Source organism: Peribacillus sp. Bi96, assembly GCF_918698115.1.
Lineage (GTDB): Bacteria > Bacillota > Bacilli > Bacillales > DSM-1321 > Peribacillus.
The window spans coordinates 39,944-57,836 of sequence record NZ_CAKKLV010000017.1 but is presented as its reverse complement, the minus strand read 5'-3'; the positions used below and the strand labels follow the sequence as shown (position 1 = coordinate 57,836).

Here is a 17,893-nt window from a genome sequence, read left to right as displayed (position 1 = left end):
TTTATTTTTTTTGCAGAATAATAAAATCATGTGCATATCGATTTTTATCATCCATGGTGCCCTGGATTGAAGAGGTTTTATCCCATTCTTTTTCATTAATCAATGGAAAGAAAGTATCACCTTCAAAGGTTTCATGAATTTCCGTTATATACAATCGGTCGGTAACAGGCAGGATTTCTTTAAAGATTTCGGCTCCGCCAATCACGAAAACTTCCTGATCACTGTTGTCTGCATACGTTTTGATTTGTAAAATATCATGTAAAACCACGCAACCTTCGGCTTTAAAATCCTGATTGCGGGTAACGATGACATTTTCCCGGCCAGGCAGTACCCTGCCGATCGATTCAAATGTTTTTCTGCCCATGACGATTGGATGGCCCATCGTCACTTTTTTAAAATACTGCAGATCTGCCGGTAAATGCCAAGGAAGTTGATTGTTTTTCCCTATTACTCGATTTTGATCCATAGCCACTATTAACGAAATCATATGCTAACCTCACCTTTTATATGTGGATGGGCTTCGTAATTTTCCAGAACGAAGTCCTCGAAGCTAAAATCAAAAATATTTTTCACTTCAGGATTTATTTTCATGGTAGGCAATGGTTTCGGATCACGTGTCAATTGCAATTCCACTTGTTCAAGGTGGTTAGAATAAATATGGACGTCCCCAAAAGTATGTACAAATTCCCCAACTTCCAAATCACACACCTGGGCAATCATCATTGTTAAGAGCGCATACGAAGCAATATTAAAGGGAACACCTAAAAAAACATCCGCTGAGCGCTGATATAGCTGGCAGGAAAGCTTGCCATCAGCCACATAGAATTGAAAGAAGGCGTGGCACGGCGGCAAGGCCATCTCGTCCAATTCCCCAACATTCCAGGCACTCACTATCAATCTTCTTGAATTTGGATTCGTTTTGATTTGGTCGATCAATTCACTGATTTGGTCGATTTGCCTGCCATCTGCAGTTCCCCAAGAACGCCATTGATGACCATATATCGGACCTAATTCACCGTTTTCATCAGCCCATTCATTCCAAATGCGTACGCTATTTTCCTGAAGGTAGCCAACATTTGTATCCCCCTTCAAAAACCATAATAGTTCATGGATGATCGCTTTTAAACTAACCTTTTTCGTTGTAAGGACAGGGAAACCATCTTTTAAATTGAATCTCATTTGATATCCAAAGGTACTGATCGTGCCTGTTCCGGTCCGATCGCCTTTTTGAGATCCATTCTCGAGTACATGTTTACATAAATCTAAATATTGCTTCATGATAAACCACCTTTTCTACATTCATTCTCCTTATTTTAACGTATAACCGCCCATAGTTTAATCTAATTGTTTAATAAAATTATAAGTCTCGGGTGCTTTTTGTCTCAGTAATTGATTTTGTTCGAAGTTTACATAAAACATGGCAAACGTTTCTGCGAAGTATTCCTCAGGATAATTGGAAAAATACGACTGTCCGGGAAACAGTCCATTGACTTCCTTACCCCAAATACTCAAAAAATCCATATCCCCACGTATTCCATCATAAACGATATTATCAATGGAATGGGCTAACTCATGTAGCTCCAAATTGACAGAGCCATGCCCGTGACCCTTGTCACTCGCTCCGATTTTAACCAATACTGTATGGGATCCGCCCATTCCAGGCACATCATCCCAAGTCGTTTTTTTATTTAGATAACCGCGCGGGAATTGTCCCTTTAATTTAGCAGCAGATTGGTTTTCGGTTAAATTACCGTTAAAAAGTTTGACCCTAACACCACTCTCAGCAGTTTTCACCACTAGGGAATGAGGCAATTTATTAATGGTGCCTACGATTTTCAGTGCTTCCGTTTGATCGTATTCCCCTTCTGATGGAAACAAAAAAATACTTTGCAATTCTTTATTTTCTTTAAATAATTCACTTTGTCTTATAAGATTATCTTTGGGCAAATTCCGCCATTTTACTCCATCTTCCTTTGCCAAGGAATAGGAGAGCATAGAGAGGGAAAAGGCAAATATGGTAAATATGGTTAACCATTTTTTTCTTTTCACAATCATCTCCCCTTTCTCCATTTCTCATTACGATAATATATGTTTCTTAAATTCTCTAAATCTTACATACTATTATATTAGTATAACATATTGATCTCATGTAAAAACTCTATGTTTTTTTGGTAATTTCGGTTGCACAACATCATCAAAGAACCCTTGCTCCAGTCTTTTCATATATCAGTAGTATAATCGTAAAAGGTTTAAGGTGATTACATGGAAACCGATAATAAAAAAGCCACCCTGAATGAGCATCGTGAACTTGCAGAAGAAGTCCTTGATATCTACAGTTTAAAAGTGTTCATCATTCTCGACCTTTTGCTGTTCGCCATTTTCCTTGGCATACTTCTGCATCCGTTACTCTCATCACTCTGGCTTAACGTTTTATTGCCTTTACTTTTCTTCACTACATTTACCGTCCTTCTTCAATTACTTGATATGTTCCATAAAAAAAGCTGACATCATTTCTGATGTCAGCTTTTTTTATAGTTTTTACCATTTAAACGTTAATTTCCACTCCAGGCACTCACTTTCCACGGGCGGTCCGTGAGCCTCCTCGGCTTGCGCCTGCGAGGTCTCCTGTAGACACGCTTTTCTAAGCAGGAGTCTCGTACACCCGTTCCAATCAACTTTGTTTTAACATTTAGATAGAACCCCTTTTGTCAACCTGATTCATTTCAGCGAGATCAACTGGAGCCCTTGTACGATTTGTTTCGTAAAATGGAGACATCCATAGATTTCTCTTTCATGTATGACTTGGTGAAATAAGAAAGATTCTTCCGCAAGCATGACTATGTGTACGATGAACATTTTAATTGTTAGCTGTGCCCCTCTGATTTCCATTCAATAAAAATCAAAAAGGTTTCAGCATGAGACCGTTCCTAAACCTTTTTGTCTACAAACTAAAAAAGCTGACATCATTTCTGATATCAGCTTTTTTATATAGTGATCAACCATGTTCTTTTAGCCTTTTCCCTTTCTTAAAATGAAGTGCGATTGTGGTGCCGAAAATCATTAGAATAAAGGCAAAAAAGATAGCAGGCGGGATTTCAATCCCTAAGACGGCAATTAGCATTTTAATTGCAATGAATCCTATAAGAACATATGCAGCATTTTCCAATTCCGGAACCTTATCTATCAGTTTTAAAAATAATCCTGCCACTCCTCGCATCATCAAAACACCAATCATCCCGCCTGTCAAAAGGACCCAGACTTTTTCACTCACGCCAAAGGCGGCCAAGACGCTATCGACGGAAAATGCTATATCCATCAATTCCACTGCGGCCACCGTCCCCCATAATGTACCAAACATACGGATCAGCAAGCTGTTTTTACTCATACCCTGGATATCTTCATCGTTACCAGCTTGTTTTTTTCTTTTATCCCGAAAGTATTTAAACGAGAGCCAGCCAAGGTAGGCCGCTCCAATCACCTTCACCCACCAAAGCTTAATGAGGAACACACCAATTCCAATCGCTACAAACCTGAAAGCGTAAGCACCTAATAAACCATAAAAAAGTGCTTTTTTCCGTTGTTTTACCGGAAGGTGCCTGACCATTATTGCCAATACCAAAGCGTTATCCGCTGATAGTAATCCTTCCATCAGTACGAGCGTCCCAATCAATCCCCAGCTCACTGGATCGGATAAAACCTCCACCCACATATGCCAATCGAAAAATTGGGAATATGTTTGAATGATGCTATTTAACAACTCTGACATGATAAAGACTCCTCTGCTGCTATAACTTACAAATTAAAAAACCATTTAAAATAACATTCTTCCCATTAATGAGAAATACTCTACTTTTTTTCAAACACAAAATAAATACGTTGCATGACAACGTATCATTTAATGCCTATTATAAATGTCATTTCCATCATACTCTTACACATAAATAAAATCAAAGAACCCATCCACTATGAGAGCATTTGCTTACTTGTCCACTCTGGCGGCGTATTTTTATCCCAATATATTTTACCTATATCATAATGGGTGGCAAATGAATCATGATAGGTATGATAATGAAAATTGAACCAATATCCCTCAAGTGGAGGATTTTCCTGCCTGACATGGAACCTGATGATATCCTTGCCGCTGGTTGAATCATAAATATGAAAAATTTTCTCAGCCCTACCTGCGCTTGGCTGCTCAGTGATCGTTAATTGCTGTAATTTTTCATCTGGAAATTGCGCAGCCATTTCTGTAATGGCTTCTTCCACTTTTGGAAATATGGCCATTTTGAACTCATCGCCAATTTTAGGCTTGATCTTATCGCCAAATTTCATAAAAGCGTTTTCCTCCGCTTTATCCAGAATGCCCGATAAAAATTCTTCCCGGTCGAATTCGTCTTCCAGTTCAGTCGGTTTCTGTGAGGCACGATAGGCTGAACCTTCTTCTTCCACCAAGCCTTTTTTAGCATCCTTTAACGAATCGGCTTCAGCTAGCCAAGCTAGATCTGAAGGAGTGACAAGACCAAACGTCAAAACGGATACTAAAATGATGAGACTTTTCCTGAACCAAACTGCTGTTTTCAAATCACACTCCCCCTTCTTTTTTATATTGTCTTTATATTTAGTATACTTTTATTTTTTAGTAATTACGAATATATAGTTACCCATGTTTCAAAAATCAAAAAAAAGGATAAATACCTATATAATCATCATGAACCCATCCTTTTTCACTAAATATCAACAATTCTAAATTTATATGAAGGGTTTTTACGATAATTGGAGAACTTAATTAGATTCAAGTCTTTTTAAGGAGGGGTCTAATATGGCTTTGACTACAACTGCCATGGTGGCTTTATGTCTTGTTACATTAGCATTTTTCGTATATTTATCATTTGCTGATTAAGAATAAATAAATACCTACGAAAAATCTCCTTGTCATTTAACTACAATGACAAGGTTTTCTTTTCACATAAAGTCGTTACCCTTTGGCAGATAAAGGACTGAATACTGGAGGAATCGCTTTGGAAAATATCAATGAATACATTAAAGATAATGATAATAAGAGGGAAACCGCAACAGGAAAAGCTGGAATGGTCGTTACCGCTCATCCCGTAGCTACTTCCATTGGGGAAAAAATATTACGTGAAGGCGGAAATGCGGTTGATGCGGCGGTTGCCATCCAATTTGCACTCAATATTGTAGAACCTATGATGACCGGTATCGGCGGCAGTGGCTTCCTTATGGTATATAATGCAAAAGATAAGAAAACAAAAATATTCGATGGCCATGTAAGAGCACCTAAAGCCGCTCATCCAAACATGTTTCTTGATGAAAACGAGGAAGTCATCCCATTTAAAAAGCGTTCGATCAACGCTACAGCTGTTGGCGTTCCTGGAATACTGAAGGCAATGGACGAAGCTCTCACTGCGTACGGAAGCAAGACTTTAGCTGACCTCATCGAGCCTTCCATTGAATTTGCTGAAAAAGGAGTTCCTGTTAACTGGGTATTTTGTGACGCCCTTGAAAATTTTGAATACCGCTTAGGTGATGAAGCTCGTAAATTCTTCATTCCCAACGGTAAACCATATAAAGCAGGCGACTTGATGATAAAAGAAAAATTGGCGAATACCTATCGAATATTACAACGAGAAGGTATTTCCGCTTTTTATGACGGTGAAATCGGAGAAGGCATCATTTCCTGTATACAGGAACTTGGAGGTTTCATGGAGCTTTCTGATTTACGGGATTATAAAGCAACCATTGATGAACCCATGTATGGGACGTATAAGGATTATGAAATTGCTTCATCGATGGCCCCAAGTGCTGGAGGATTCACGGTCATCCAAATCCTGAAAATATTGGAGAGCTTCCATATTGAAAAATATGACGTCCATTCTTGGGAAAAATATTACCTAATTGCAGAAGCGATGCGTCTGGCATTTACAGACAAAAAGGCATTTCTTGCGGATCCCGAATTTGCCAAATTACCATTGACAGGTCTTATGCATGATGAATATATAGCTAAACGCCGCTCATTCATTAATTTCAAAGCAAGGAATAATGCCATTGACTTCGGTAACCCTTGGATCTATGATTCCGTGAAACAAAGGGAAGTCATCCCACAACCCAATGACGAAGATATTAGTGAAACGACACATTTCACAGTCCGTGATAGATGGGGGAATATCGCAGCATGTACGTCCACCGTGGAACATCCATTCGGCTCGGGCATCATGGTTTCCGACTATGGTTTCATGCTGAATAACGAACTGACCGATTTCGATTCCATACCAGGGGGAATGAATGAAGTGGAGCCAAACAAACGTCCTGTCAGCTGTAAAAGCCCGACCATCATCTTTAAAGATGGCGAGCCCATTTTGACACTTGGATCACCAGGAGGACCAACCATCATCAGTTCAGTCGTTCAAACGATCATTAATGTACTCGATTTAAAAATGGACCTGAAAGCAGCCATTGAAGAGCCTAGGATTTTCACTCCAATGGGCCCTCATATCGAATGGGAAGCAGGAATGGATATGACTAGCAAAGGTCACTTGGAATCAATGGGCTTCGCCTTTAACGATAACCCCCACTCTATAGGGAATGTTCAGGCTATTCAAATCAACCCTGACGGCTCAAACTATGGCGCTGCCGATTCAAGCCGAGAAGGCTGTGCCATTGGTCTAAACGAGACAGATTATAAATCTTGATTACTAATGGAAATGAAGCCAAAATGAAATTTGGATGTTTTTCTCTTTAGCACGTCGAATCCAAATTCCTCAAAGCGGGAGCTGCGAAAATGGTCTTTCAACACGACTCTTTTTCGCGCAACCCGCTTGGCTTCGTTTATTATTTCCATCGATAAATCCTTACATTCTGCAAAATGAGTCAACCCCTTGATTCCATTCGATTCAGAAATCGTTTCCTCAAACATGGGATCGAAATATACGACATCAAAATGATTTTCCGGTAATGTTTTCAATAATTCGTAATGATCCGCTTGAATGACCTCTATTCTTCTCATCGCGGAAATCATTTTTTCTTCTGCATCCGCCCATGTCTTCAGCCCATGTTCCACAAGCAAAGCCAAATATGGATTTCCTTCCAATGCTACAACCTGTCCCTGTTGACCCGCAGCGAAACTAGCGACAATCGCATCAGAGCCCAAGCCCAAGGTGCAATCAAGCACAGAACTGCCTTCATTTATATCTCCGGCAACAACAAAAGGATCACTTTCCCCGCGAAGGATTCTTTTTAATCGGACCATTGCAAAGTTCGGGTGAAAAAAGAATGGTTCTTTCTCCTGGTACCGATATAGTTCCATCCGTTTTTTCCCAAAAACAAGGCAATCATCTTCATCATTATCCGATTGGAGATCTCTCACCGACCGTTTTCTTCGGGCTATAAAGGGGATATGTAATTCTTCTGCTAACCTTTCGGCTAATATCTTCGTTTCATTATCGGCTCTTCCTACTGTAGTGACAAACATGATCCAACCCCTTCATACGCTTTTAAATTTGAAAAGAATGCCCCGTTTCCAGGACATTCCGCTTCATCACTTATTTACTTGACTGAATGCTGCCAATAAATTATCCATAATGGCTTCCATTGGCTGTCCTTCTATATCATGACGAGGAATGAAATGTACGACCTCTTTGCCCTTTAAGAGAGCCATGGATGGTGAAGAAGGTTCTATTCCATCGAAGTATTCACGCATTTTAGCTGTCGCTTCCTTATCTTGACCGGCAAATACCGTTACAATATGATTCGGCTTACCCTCTTCCGCTTGGAGTACAGCTTGAGTAGCAGCTGGACGGGCTAACCCGGCAGCACAGCCACAAACGGAATTTACAACCACAAGCGTCGTACCTTCTACGGATTCCATAAAGTTTTCAACCGCTTCAGCGGATTCCAACTCCTCAAAACCTGCTTGCACCAGTTCCGCACGCATTGGTTTCACCATTTGTTTCATATATTCATCATATGCCATTGACATTAAAAAACCCCCTTGGTTACAATTCTTCAATTAGTATAATCATACTATATTCTTACGTGCATATGCAAAAATGACGCTTGGAGCATTGTAAATTTGTTGTTACACCTAGAGTCAATTAAACCCATCTTATAACTGCCAAGGAAACAATGTGAGAATACTTTCATTCAGCCACCATGTTCGTTTGAAAATCGGCTTCTTTCTTAAATAAAAAAGTGCAACAAGAGAAATACAATCCGTATTAAGACCATAACAAGGGTAAATTAACTAAAAGGATTATGAGAGGTGTAATATGAAAGAATTTGTTCTGGTACTGTTCATTATCGCAATTTATGTTATTCAGCCATCGTATTCAAAGGCAGAAACGATCCCTTGTAGTATGGTTTTGGAACCAATTGATAAAAAACTTACAAATGCAATGGGTACGGCGCTAGTTTATAAAGTGCAGTTACGTCCACCAAGTTTTGCACGAACGAATATAAGCATACTTGGAGTACATCTTCCACAACCATCATCCTACGGAAATTACGATAGCTATGAAGGACTTGCTAACATACCAGGTGTGATTAGTTGGCGATTTCTGCTCTATCCTTCCCCGGAAGAAAATGGTCCTACTTGGGCTGGAAGATTTGATGAAATTACAGCGAAAGTGGAAAATGCAGAAGTGCAGATACGTCTTTCTAATTCGAAGACTGAAAAATCAGGACCCATTATATTAAGAGGAAATACCAAAGATTGTAAGAAGTGATTAGCTAGCTTGTACGTTAACATCAGAAGAGGGCCTCTTGCAGAGACCCTCTTCTGATGATTCCTATAGAAACAAGCTTTTAGAACATATAGCCGAAATTAAACTTTCATTACTCCTCCCGAACTTGCATTCGTTACAAGTTTGGAATAGCGGGCTAAATAGCCTGTTTTTACTTTTGATTCGAAGCCTTTCCAATTTGCCTTGCGTTTTTCGAATTCTTCATCGGAAATTTCCAATTGGATTGTACGATTATTCAAATCCAACTCGATAATATCTCCATTTTCCACAAAAGCGATTGGGCCTCCCTCAGCTGCTTCGGGAGAAATATGACCAATACTGATGCCTCGGGATGCACCTGAGAAGCGGCCATCTGTGATCAAACCGACTTTCGCTCCAAGTCCCCTCCCGACGATTTGGGATGTGGGTGCCAACATTTCCGGCATCCCCGGCCCCCCTTTAGGTCCTTCGTAACGAATGACCACTACATTTCCTTCCTTCACCTTGCCAGTAATGATTCCGGAAAGCGCATCTTCTTGGGATTCGAAGCAAATTGCTGGACCTCTGTGGTAGCCACCAACTGATTCATCAACGGCTCCCACTTTTATGATCGAGCCTTGAGGGGCGAGATTACCAAACAATACCGCAAGACCCCCACGCTCAGAATGAGGATTATCTAAAGTATGGATAACATCCGTGTCCAAGATTTCACAACCGGCAACATTTTCGGCAAGAGTTTTACCTGAAACAGAAAGGCAGTCACCGTTAAAGGCACCTGGTTTTTTAAGTAACTCGTTAATGACTGCACTTACACCACCGGCGTTATGTACATCCTCGATATGATAATCGGATGCAGGTGCAATTTTCGCTAGATGAGGTACGCGGTTAGCTATTTCATTAATGCGTTCCATTGGATATTCAAAACCAGCTTCATGTGCCAGTGCAAGTGTATGCAAAACAGTGTTAGTCGATCCGCCCATCGCCATATCCAAAGCAAATGCGTTATCAATTGCATCAATCGTCACGATATCACGAGGCTTAATATCCTGTTTGATAATCTCCATCAATTGTTTAGCGGATTTCCTAACGAATTCTTTACGTTCTTCAGCTACCGCCAAAATCGTACCATTTCCCGGAAGCGCAAGTCCTAAGCCTTCAGCCAGACAGTTCATGGAGTTTGCCGTGAACATTCCTGAACAAGATCCGCAAGTAGGACATGCAACTTGCTCGATTTCCTGTAAATCTTCTTCGTTGATATTACCCGCTTGATAAGCGCCCACCCCTTCAAAAACAGAGGTTAATGAAAGAGATTTACCGTTTTTGTCTTTACCTGCCTTCATAGGTCCGCCACTTACGAATATTGTAGGAATATTGACACGAAGAGCAGCCATCATCATTCCTGGCGTTATTTTGTCACAGTTTGGAATGCAGACCATCCCGTCAAACCAATGTGCAGATACAACAGTTTCCACGGAATCTGCAATGATTTCACGGCTAGGTAATGAATAGCGCATGCCGATATGACCCATTGCAATTCCATCGTCTACCCCGATTGTATTAAATTCAAAAGGAACACCGCCTGCTTCGCGTATTGCTTCCTTCACTATTTTTCCGAATTCCTGAAGATGAACATGACCTGGAACGATATCGATGTAAGAATTACAAACCGCGATGAACGGTTTACCAAAATCTTCTTCTTTAACGCCTGCCGCACGCAATAGACTTCTGTGCGGAGCACGGTCGACTCCTTTTGTAATCATGTCACTTCTCATATTTGATGTAGACATTTGTTGTACCCCCAATTTCAACTAAATGATTGATAATTTAATATAATATAATTTTTAGTATACTCTAAAAATTCTAACATATTTATGTACAAATGCAACCATTCAACACGTAAAAATCCACAAATATCATTTTACTGAAATAATAGAACAGAATTCTATTCTTTAAAACTGCTATATCGCAAAGAAAATATGCGTTATTGGTGTTTTGGACGATTATCCGATGATCCAATTGAATTTTACCGAACCCCCTTTATTCAAGTTCTTCTTTCTTTCCCATCATGCAGCTGCTAAAAGTTCCACAAAAATAATAAAAGGCATGCGGGCTGAATCACCCGTATGCCTTTATTACATTCACTTATCATTCGCTTGCCTTGATTCTGTCATTTGCTTCCAAACTGAACCTTTTGCTTCTTCCCCATTTTCGATGCGATCAATGGCCATCTTGACCTGAAGGGCCACTTCAAATTCAGCATCCTGTTCCGCTCGTTTAAGATAAGGGAGGGTCGTTTCATTTCCCGCTTCGTATAAAAACATCGCAGCCCGCCATCTGACCAATTTATTTTTATCCGATAGGGCTTCCGACATTTCCCCCATCGCTTCTTCAAAGCCAAGATCTGACAAACAGTCACCAGCGGTCCGTCTTACTGCTGCACTTTTGTCTTTCAATGCTTTATACAAACTTGGAAGCACTTTTCTATCTTCGATCATCCCCAAGTAAACAACGGCAAGCCTGCGGATGGAGACCTTACTATCAGAAAGGGCCATGTCCAAAACTGAAATATCATCGACAGTTGGATCATCCATTTGATCTAACGCCTGATACCGCTTTTCCCAACTTTCGTCATTAAGCATTTCTGCCGTCAGTTTTATTTTTGGACGTTTTACGAATGTTTCCCTTTTATCTACCATTTCATTCGCAGCAGCCACTAGCTGATTAATTCGTTCTTCCGGATAAGCTGCAATCAACTCATCCGATACTTCCTTCACAATATCTTCCATATCTCCATATCTTACGCCATAATCCTTCCATTTCCGAAGCAGGACAACATTATCCTCTTCTTTTTGGGCAGCGGCAATGCCCTTTATAAAATATTCCGGTAAAGCAAAACGTTTTTCGTGTTGGCTATCACTCGCTTTAATTTGCATCGGAATACCTTTAAATTGTTGAATGGCAACCGATACTTCACCATAATGCTCATTTAAAACATTTTGCTGATTTTGTTCTTCGGTTTTTTCCCCGAACACCTGTCGAATTTGGATCAAGATATCTTTCCAATCATATTTCGCATTGCGCTCAACTGCCAAGAAGTCCGCAACATGATATACACCTTTCACTCCATCGATCGTAAATAAATCTTTAATGAGCTGAGGTGCTTGTTCAGCTTGATCCTTTTTATAATTATTGCTTTTACCTGCTAAAAGCTCTTCAGTTAGATTGATTTTCATTGTATTCGGACTTGGTGTAGGTTCTATTGATTTTATTTTCAAATTTGATTCTCTCCTTTTACAAAACGTTTCCATGTACTAGATATTATCACAATGACCTCAGATTCTCATGCAATTGAGATTGACAAAAAAAAGACTGGACCACTTTTGCTCGCTTGGTCCAGTCACTTGCCTATTCCTCTTCCAATTTTTCTGCTAAATACGTCCATCTTTCCATCAAATGCTCTGATTTATCATTTAGTTCCTTTTCTTCTTCAAGTAGCAGGCGGACTTTTTCAAAATCGCTCCCCGCAGCTGACATTTCTGCCGTGATGTCTTTCAGTCTCAGCTCGACCCGTTCCATGTTCCCCTCAATTTCTTCCCATTCCTTACTTTCCGCATAGGTTAGTTTTTTCTTTTTCTTTTCCGTGCGGTTAAGCTGAGGCTCTGGCGTTTTTACAGGTACTGTCTCCTCCGTCTTTTCTTCCAAGAACTCTGAGTAATTTCCATAATAAAAATCAATTTCCCCTTTGTTCTTGAAGACAAGAAGCTGATGGCACGTCTTATCCAGGAAATACCTATCATGTGACACGGTGATGACTACACCTGAAAACGTTTCTAAATAATCCTCCAGAACGGTTAAAGTTTGCGTATCCAGGTCATTCGTCGGTTCATCCAACAGCAGGACATTAGGTGCCGCCATCAATATGTTAAGTAGATATAGACGCCTTTTTTCTCCTCCGGACAGCTTGCGAATTGGCGTTCCATGCGATCCCATTGGAAATAAAAATCTTTCAAGCATCTGCGCTGCTGATATGAAACTGCCATCTTTAAGGGCGATTGAATCAGCTGTTTCCCGAATATACTCGATCATACGAAGATTCTCATCCATATCGACGCTTTCTTGCGTATAGTACCCTATTTTCACGGTTTGTCCTATTTCCAGATTTCCTTCATCTATAGGTTCCCGTCCTGCCAAGATATTTAATAATGTAGACTTACCACTGCCATTATTACCTACGATCCCAATTCGATCGCCTGGTTTGAAGAGAAAGGAAAAATGGTTGATGATGGACTGATCGCCGAAAGATTTAGAAACATCTTTCATTTCCAGTACCTTTTTCCCAAGACGGGCACCACTCAATTCCATTTCCAAGCTCTCGGTTTTCTGCTTATCTTTCACACCCGATTCCAATGTTTCGAAGCGTTGGATCCTGGCCTTTTGTTTTGTCGTACGAGCCTTTGCACCTTTACGTATCCAGGCCAGTTCTTTTTTGAATAGACTTTCTTTCTTCGTTCTTTCAACCGATTCGTTCTCTTCACGAATGGCCTTTGATTCTAAATAATCTGCATAGTTTCCTTTGTATTCGAAAAGCTGTGTTAGGGCGATTTCCCAGATTTTATTGGAAACCCGATCAAGAAAATATCGATCGTGGGTTACAAATAAAACGGACTTTTGATATTTCGCCAAATATTCTTCAAGCCAGGTAATGCTTTCAAAATCAAGATGATTCGTAGGCTCATCCAGAATCAGTAAATCTGGGGTCTCAATCAACGTTTTTGCCAGGGCAGCACGTTTTTTTTGGCCACCTGACAGTTCCCCCAATTTCCTTGAGTGATCTGGAAGGCCAAGCTTGGTCAGGATCGTTCTGGCATTGGCACTTGTATCCCAGGCACCAAGCGTGTCCATATCCTGTTGCTGTTTTAACAAACGATCCTGTATTGCGCTATTTTGCGGATCAACCTGTAGTTGAACGAGCGTTTTTTCATACTCCTTGATCAACGAAAAAACAGGAGTTGAACTTTCATACATATACTCCATGATTGTCAATTTCTCATCAAAATGCGGATCTTGAGATAAATAAGAAATCGTGTAATCATTCGGATGATCCTTCGTTCCCAAATCACTGTCTTCTAATCCTGCAATAATATTCAATAATGTAGATTTACCTGTGCCGTTTATACCCACGATCCCGATTTTTTCCCCTTCGGTGATCGAAAAGGATACATCTTTAAAAAGAAGCTTTTCCCCTTGGGTTTTCATTACATGTTCCATGCTAAAAACTTTCATAATCGTACATCCCATTCCTTATAAAATTCCTCTAAAAAGCTAACCATATATTCATGCCTTTCCCTTGCCATCTTCTTGGCAGTACATGTGTTGAGCATATCTTGCAAACGTAATAGTTTTTCATAAAAGTGATGAACGGAAGAGCTTTTACCAGTCCTGTATTCCTTCTTTGTCATATGTTCCCTAATGGGCAGGGAAGGATCGTACATAGGCTGTCCCTTTTTCCCGCCAAAAGCAAATGTCCTGGCTATCCCAATGGCACCAATAGCATCCAAGCGGTCCGCATCCTGAACAATTTCAGCTTCGATGGAAGAAAGCTTCGCGTGCCCCGAACTATATGAAATGGTGTTGATGATCCGTTTAATGGCCTCAACGCTATCCATGTCCAATTTTATTTCCTCAAACCACTCATCTAGCTTTTTCCACCCCGCAACGTCATCCTCGTTTAATTTATCATCCGGGATATCATGAAGCAGGGTCGCCATTTCAATGATAAACTCATTCCCTTGTTGTTCTTCTTTTGCAATATGTAAAGCCAGCTTCCGAACACGATCGATATGGAACCAATCATGACCGCTGGCATCAGAATTCAATTGGTCATATACAAACTTCTCCGTTAAATCAACCATCATTTGTTTCATTTCATCACTCCAAGCCCATTCTATTTTACCATGGTTCTCAATTATGGTGTGATTTAATCTTCATTGAACCAACTGATTCCAATCGTCTGTTCCCCTGTATGCACCCCGATGGCACTTCCTAGTGGGGATACATGGATCAACACATCGGGAAATTCTTCGGAAATCATCTTTTTCCACCTTTGTGCTTGCTCCGATATCGCACCATATAGTACCGTGCATTCTTTCACTTTTCCAGCTTCGACTGACCTTCGAAAATCACTGAAGATCAGTTTTTCTGCTTTATTAAGATTCCGAGGCTTCGATTTAGTATGAAGCAGGCCATTTTCAATTGAAATGATGGGCTTAAAACTCAATAGGCTTCCTAAAATATACTGTGCACTCGTTAACCTGCCGCTGCGATGCAGCTGATCTAAAGAACCTATTAATACATAGGTTTCATGATTACCCGCATACAGTCTCGTTTTTACGAAAGCATCATGGATGGAATGTCCACTACCAATATAATGCATAAGCCTTTTCATGATTAATAGCATCGGAAAGGAAATGAGTAAAGTATCAAAAATATCCACGGGAATCGTAACCATTTGCGCAGCTTGCCTGCTCGCGGAAACGGTTCCGCTCAATTCACTTGAAAGATGCACGGCAATGATTCGATCATAACGTGTTTCAAGTTCTTTGTATAACTCATGGAATCTGCCGACCGACGGCTGTGAAGTAGTTGCATTAACCTTTTCCTCACTCATCCTTCGGTATAACTCGTCTGGTAAAAGGTCAATACCATCTTCATATTCCTTCCCATCGATGATGACGATCATCGGAACGACGTATACATGCTCATTCAATGATAATTCTTCGTCTAAAGTCCCCGTACTGTCCGTTACCCAGGCGATTCGTTCCATGGTTTTCCCCCTTAATTGTTGTCTCCTATTATATTCAACTTCCCCACCAGCTGTCTCCTTTCGAAAGCGATTGCATGCAATAAATATATTTCACTCACAAAAAGAGCCCAACAGAAACTATAGCTTCCGATGAACTCGAGTTCACTCTTCATAATATTTTTTTTAAATCTTCTTCCATATCCAAAGGTTTTGTTTTAGGAGCGTATCGACTGACAATCTTTCCATCACGGTCAATCAAGAACTTTGTAAAATTCCATTTTATCGATTTGGACCCCATCACTCCTGGTGCATTTTCAGTCAGATAACTGAATAAAGGATGGGCTTCCTTTCCATTTACATTCACTTTTGCAAACATCGGGAAGGTTACACCATGATTCAATTTACAGTATGAATCGATTTCTAGATCATCGCCCGGCTCCTGATTCAAAAATTGATTACAAGGAAAACCTAGTACAACTAGACCCTCCTCTTTATATTGTACATACAAGCTTTGCAAGTCATCATACTGTGGCGAAAAACCGCATTTACTAGCGGTATTCACTATAATCATCACTTTCCCTCTGTATTCCTCAAGCGAGATGGTTTCGCCATTGATTTTATTGACTTCTAATTCGTAAATGGACATGAATGATCTCTCCCTTTAGTATGATGATGTCATTTTACCGTATTTAAACGTACGTTTGCCAACTTAAATAATCATACCTTTACCTATCATCCCGGAATTCTCACTGCTTGTATGGATTGTATCAAATACTCAACCATATCTTCCAAATCTTCCATTTGCTCTTCTTTTACAAGCCTTCCAAATGAAACTTTAAATACAGAAGAATGAATGGGTTCAGATTTTCTATTGACCGTTTCGCTCGTTTTCACTGTAATGATTCTTTGATCTCCCCAAATCTTTTCCAGATCATTCAAGAATGCTTCGGCTCTCACTGCATCAAGCTTTGTTTGAAAAGAAATGAAGACATCAACCGTGCAACCGGAATGTGTTTCATTCAAATTAGAATCGAGCAGCTCCGAACTTAGATTCTGGAGTGATGCATGTATCTCGATGGCACCGCTAATCGAAATGGGCGCCATTGAATCTTTCAATTCCATTTCAATCTTATATGATCTTGACATGGTAGAAAGGTTCACTATATCATCACGGCTTATAACCAATATATCTCCTATGAAGTCACGATCATAAACTGCACCTTCCAATACTACTTTCATGTTCTCAAATGCTGTGGGATCAAACAATCTCCATACACCTCTCCAACTTCTTAAGTTTATGTATTCATATCTCCCCATTTTATCATTCTCGAGCAATTTCCTCCGTGAATTTTCAAGAAATTATTAAAATAGCTTTTCTATTTAGCAATTTTCTATATAATTAAAATATTATGATTTTTGGAGAAGGAGGCTAATCATGCCAATCAGAATTCCGGAGCAACTGCCAGCTAAAGAGATTTTAGAACAGGAAAATATCTTCGTAATGGATGAGGAAAGGGCTACCAATCAGGAAATCCGCCCATTGAATATATTGATTTTAAACCTTATGCCCGAGAAAGAAAAAACAGAGGCTCAGTTACTGCGCTTTCTTGGCAATACTCCCATTCAAGTAAATATATCATTCCTGCGCTTGAGCACACATGAATCGAAAAACACAAGTAAATTTCATTTGGATCAATTTTATAAATCATTTGATGATATTCGCACAAAGAGATATGACGGCATGATCATTACAGGCGCTCCAGTGGAGAAACTGGAATTTACAGACGTTAACTATTGGGAAGAACTGCAGAGTATCATGAACTGGTCCGCTGAAAATGTCACATCGACCTTACATATCTGTTGGGGAGCTCAAGCAGCCCTTTACCATCATTATGGAATAGGCAAATACGAACTGCCAGAGAAATGCTTCGGCATATACACTCATGAGGTACTTGAACCAAATGAAAATCTAGTCCGCGGATTCGATGACTATTTCATGGCTCCTCATTCGCGCTATACGGATATTGACTATCAAAAATTAGTGAACCATCCAGAATTGAAGATTTTGGCACAATCAAATCAAGCAGGGGTATTGATGGCCGCTTCAGTTGATGGTAAAAGAATTATGGTGACCGGTCATTTCGAGTACGATGCCGATACCCTCGGTGAAGAATATAAGCGCGATAGGGAACGTGGAATCCATACACAACTTCCAGAAAATTATTATCCTGAAAATGATCCAACCAGAGTACCTCTTCATCGCTGGAAGAGTCATTGCAGCCTGATGTTCTCGAATTGGCTTAACTATTATGTGTACCAATCGACCCCATATGAGTGGGATTGAAAGGGTAAGGAA

Annotated in this window: 18 protein-coding genes; 4 read left to right on the top strand and 14 right to left on the bottom strand. The window is 40.1% G+C overall.

The features are described from left to right. Nucleotide 1: 1 nt before the first annotated feature. The 3 genes from LQ203_RS19035 to LQ203_RS19025 are packed head-to-tail and all read right to left on the bottom strand — an operon-like array spanning nt 2 to nt 2,049. Complete coding sequence (locus LQ203_RS19035) at nt 2-487, bottom strand: dihydrofolate reductase (protein WP_230160293.1); 486 nt, start codon at nt 485-487, stop codon at nt 2-4. Next, entirely contained in the window at nt 484-1,278 is a 795-nt protein-coding gene (locus LQ203_RS19030) for a thymidylate synthase (protein WP_230160291.1), read from the bottom strand. Before LQ203_RS19030 ends, LQ203_RS19035 begins: the two co-directional genes overlap by 4 nt. A 57-nt stretch (nt 1,279-1,335) precedes the next feature. Further along, nucleotides 1,336-2,049, bottom strand: a complete 714-nt coding sequence (locus LQ203_RS19025; protein ID WP_230160289.1) for a toxin — start codon at nt 2,047-2,049, stop codon at nt 1,336-1,338. Between the two features lie 213 nt (nt 2,050-2,262). Here LQ203_RS19025 and LQ203_RS19020 point away from each other — a divergent pair, with 213 nt between their 5' ends. Continuing rightward, the gene (locus LQ203_RS19020; RefSeq protein WP_230160287.1) at nt 2,263-2,505 is read left to right on the top strand and encodes a hypothetical protein; all 243 of its coding nucleotides are present in this window, start codon (nt 2,263-2,265) and stop codon (nt 2,503-2,505) included. Between the two features lie 490 nt (nt 2,506-2,995). Here LQ203_RS19020 and LQ203_RS19015 read toward each other — a convergent pair whose 3' ends face one another. Then, nucleotides 2,996-3,766 (bottom strand): TerC family protein, encoded by a 771-nt coding sequence (locus LQ203_RS19015; RefSeq protein ID WP_230160285.1) that lies wholly within the window; start codon nt 3,764-3,766, stop codon nt 2,996-2,998. Between the two features lie 197 nt (nt 3,767-3,963). Beyond that, nucleotides 3,964-4,581 (bottom strand): YpjP family protein, encoded by a 618-nt coding sequence (locus LQ203_RS19010; protein ID WP_230160282.1) that lies wholly within the window; start codon nt 4,579-4,581, stop codon nt 3,964-3,966. 437 nt (nt 4,582-5,018) lie between these two features. Here LQ203_RS19010 and ggt point away from each other — a divergent pair, with 437 nt between their 5' ends. Further along, on the top strand, nt 5,019-6,707 hold the full coding sequence (gene ggt, locus LQ203_RS19005) for a gamma-glutamyltransferase (RefSeq protein ID WP_230160280.1): 1,689 nt from the start codon (nt 5,019-5,021) through the stop codon (nt 6,705-6,707). Here the strand turns inward: ggt and LQ203_RS19000 are convergent. Both LQ203_RS19000 and LQ203_RS18995 read right to left on the bottom strand, forming a co-directional pair. Then, a complete protein-coding gene (locus LQ203_RS19000; RefSeq protein WP_230160278.1) occupies nt 6,695-7,486 on the bottom strand; it encodes a class I SAM-dependent methyltransferase in 792 nt (263 codons plus the stop codon). The genes ggt and LQ203_RS19000 overlap by 13 nt on opposite strands. A gap of 66 nt (nt 7,487-7,552) precedes the next feature. Next, nucleotides 7,553-7,993, bottom strand: coding sequence for a BrxA/BrxB family bacilliredoxin (locus LQ203_RS18995; protein WP_230160276.1), 441 nt, complete (start codon nt 7,991-7,993; stop codon nt 7,553-7,555). 289 nt (nt 7,994-8,282) lie between these two features. Between LQ203_RS18995 and LQ203_RS18990 the strand changes: the two genes are divergently transcribed. Beyond that, entirely contained in the window at nt 8,283-8,738 is a 456-nt protein-coding gene (locus tag LQ203_RS18990; RefSeq protein ID WP_230160274.1) for a hypothetical protein, read from the top strand. A gap of 98 nt (nt 8,739-8,836) precedes the next feature. Here the strand turns inward: LQ203_RS18990 and ilvD are convergent, their stop codons facing one another. From ilvD to LQ203_RS18955, 7 genes are all read right to left on the bottom strand, one after another. Continuing rightward, a complete protein-coding gene (gene ilvD, locus LQ203_RS18985) occupies nt 8,837-10,522 on the bottom strand; it encodes a dihydroxy-acid dehydratase (protein WP_230160272.1) in 1,686 nt (561 codons plus the stop codon). A 351-nt stretch (nt 10,523-10,873) separates the two neighbouring features. After that, entirely contained in the window at nt 10,874-12,010 is a 1,137-nt protein-coding gene (locus LQ203_RS18980) for a conserved virulence factor C family protein (RefSeq protein WP_230160271.1), read from the bottom strand. A gap of 130 nt (nt 12,011-12,140) precedes the next feature. After that, a complete protein-coding gene (locus tag LQ203_RS18975; RefSeq protein WP_230160269.1) occupies nt 12,141-14,018 on the bottom strand; it encodes an ABC-F family ATP-binding cassette domain-containing protein in 1,878 nt (625 codons plus the stop codon). Further along, nucleotides 14,015-14,659: an HD domain-containing protein gene (locus LQ203_RS18970; protein WP_230160267.1), complete on the bottom strand. Its 645-nt coding sequence runs from the start codon at nt 14,657-14,659 to the stop codon at nt 14,015-14,017. The genes LQ203_RS18975 and LQ203_RS18970 overlap by 4 nt, the downstream gene beginning before the upstream one ends. A gap of 53 nt (nt 14,660-14,712) precedes the next feature. Beyond that, the gene (locus tag LQ203_RS18965) at nt 14,713-15,558 is read right to left on the bottom strand and encodes a DegV family protein (protein ID WP_230160265.1); all 846 of its coding nucleotides are present in this window, start codon (nt 15,556-15,558) and stop codon (nt 14,713-14,715) included. A gap of 148 nt (nt 15,559-15,706) precedes the next feature. Continuing rightward, nucleotides 15,707-16,183 (bottom strand): glutathione peroxidase, encoded by a 477-nt coding sequence (locus tag LQ203_RS18960; protein ID WP_230160264.1) that lies wholly within the window; start codon nt 16,181-16,183, stop codon nt 15,707-15,709. A gap of 86 nt (nt 16,184-16,269) precedes the next feature. Continuing rightward, complete coding sequence (locus LQ203_RS18955; protein WP_230160262.1) at nt 16,270-16,803, bottom strand: hypothetical protein; 534 nt, start codon at nt 16,801-16,803, stop codon at nt 16,270-16,272. Nucleotides 16,804-16,972: 169 nt separating this feature from the next. Between LQ203_RS18955 and metA the strand changes: the two genes are divergently transcribed. Further along, nucleotides 16,973-17,881, top strand: coding sequence for a homoserine O-succinyltransferase (gene metA / locus LQ203_RS18950; protein WP_230160260.1), 909 nt, complete (start codon nt 16,973-16,975; stop codon nt 17,879-17,881). The last annotated feature ends 12 nt before the right edge of the window (nt 17,882-17,893 follow it).

Coding starts and splice junctions, on each gene's coding strand:
- LQ203_RS19035 (WP_230160293.1), bottom strand. CDS start 487: ATGATTTCGTTAATAGTGGCTATGGATCAAAATCGAGTAATAGGGAAA.
- LQ203_RS19030 (WP_230160291.1), bottom strand. CDS start 1,278: ATGAAGCAATATTTAGATTTATGTAAACATGTACTCGAGAATGGATCT.
- LQ203_RS19020 (WP_230160287.1), top strand. CDS start 2,263: ATGGAAACCGATAATAAAAAAGCCACCCTGAATGAGCATCGTGAACTT.
- LQ203_RS19015 (WP_230160285.1), bottom strand. CDS start 3,766: ATGTCAGAGTTGTTAAATAGCATCATTCAAACATATTCCCAATTTTTC.
- LQ203_RS19000 (WP_230160278.1), bottom strand. CDS start 7,486: ATGTTTGTCACTACAGTAGGAAGAGCCGATAATGAAACGAAGATATTA.
- LQ203_RS18995 (WP_230160276.1), bottom strand. CDS start 7,993: ATGTCAATGGCATATGATGAATATATGAAACAAATGGTGAAACCAATG.
- LQ203_RS18990 (WP_230160274.1), top strand. CDS start 8,283: ATGAAAGAATTTGTTCTGGTACTGTTCATTATCGCAATTTATGTTATT.
- ilvD (WP_230160272.1), bottom strand. CDS start 10,522: ATGTCTACATCAAATATGAGAAGTGACATGATTACAAAAGGAGTCGAC.
- LQ203_RS18975 (WP_230160269.1), bottom strand. CDS start 14,018: ATGAAAGTTTTTAGCATGGAACATGTAATGAAAACCCAAGGGGAAAAG.
- LQ203_RS18970 (WP_230160267.1), bottom strand. CDS start 14,659: ATGAAACAAATGATGGTTGATTTAACGGAGAAGTTTGTATATGACCAA.
- LQ203_RS18965 (WP_230160265.1), bottom strand. CDS start 15,558: ATGGAACGAATCGCCTGGGTAACGGACAGTACGGGGACTTTAGACGAA.
- LQ203_RS18960 (WP_230160264.1), bottom strand. CDS start 16,183: ATGTCCATTTACGAATTAGAAGTCAATAAAATCAATGGCGAAACCATC.
- metA (WP_230160260.1), top strand. CDS start 16,973: ATGCCAATCAGAATTCCGGAGCAACTGCCAGCTAAAGAGATTTTAGAA.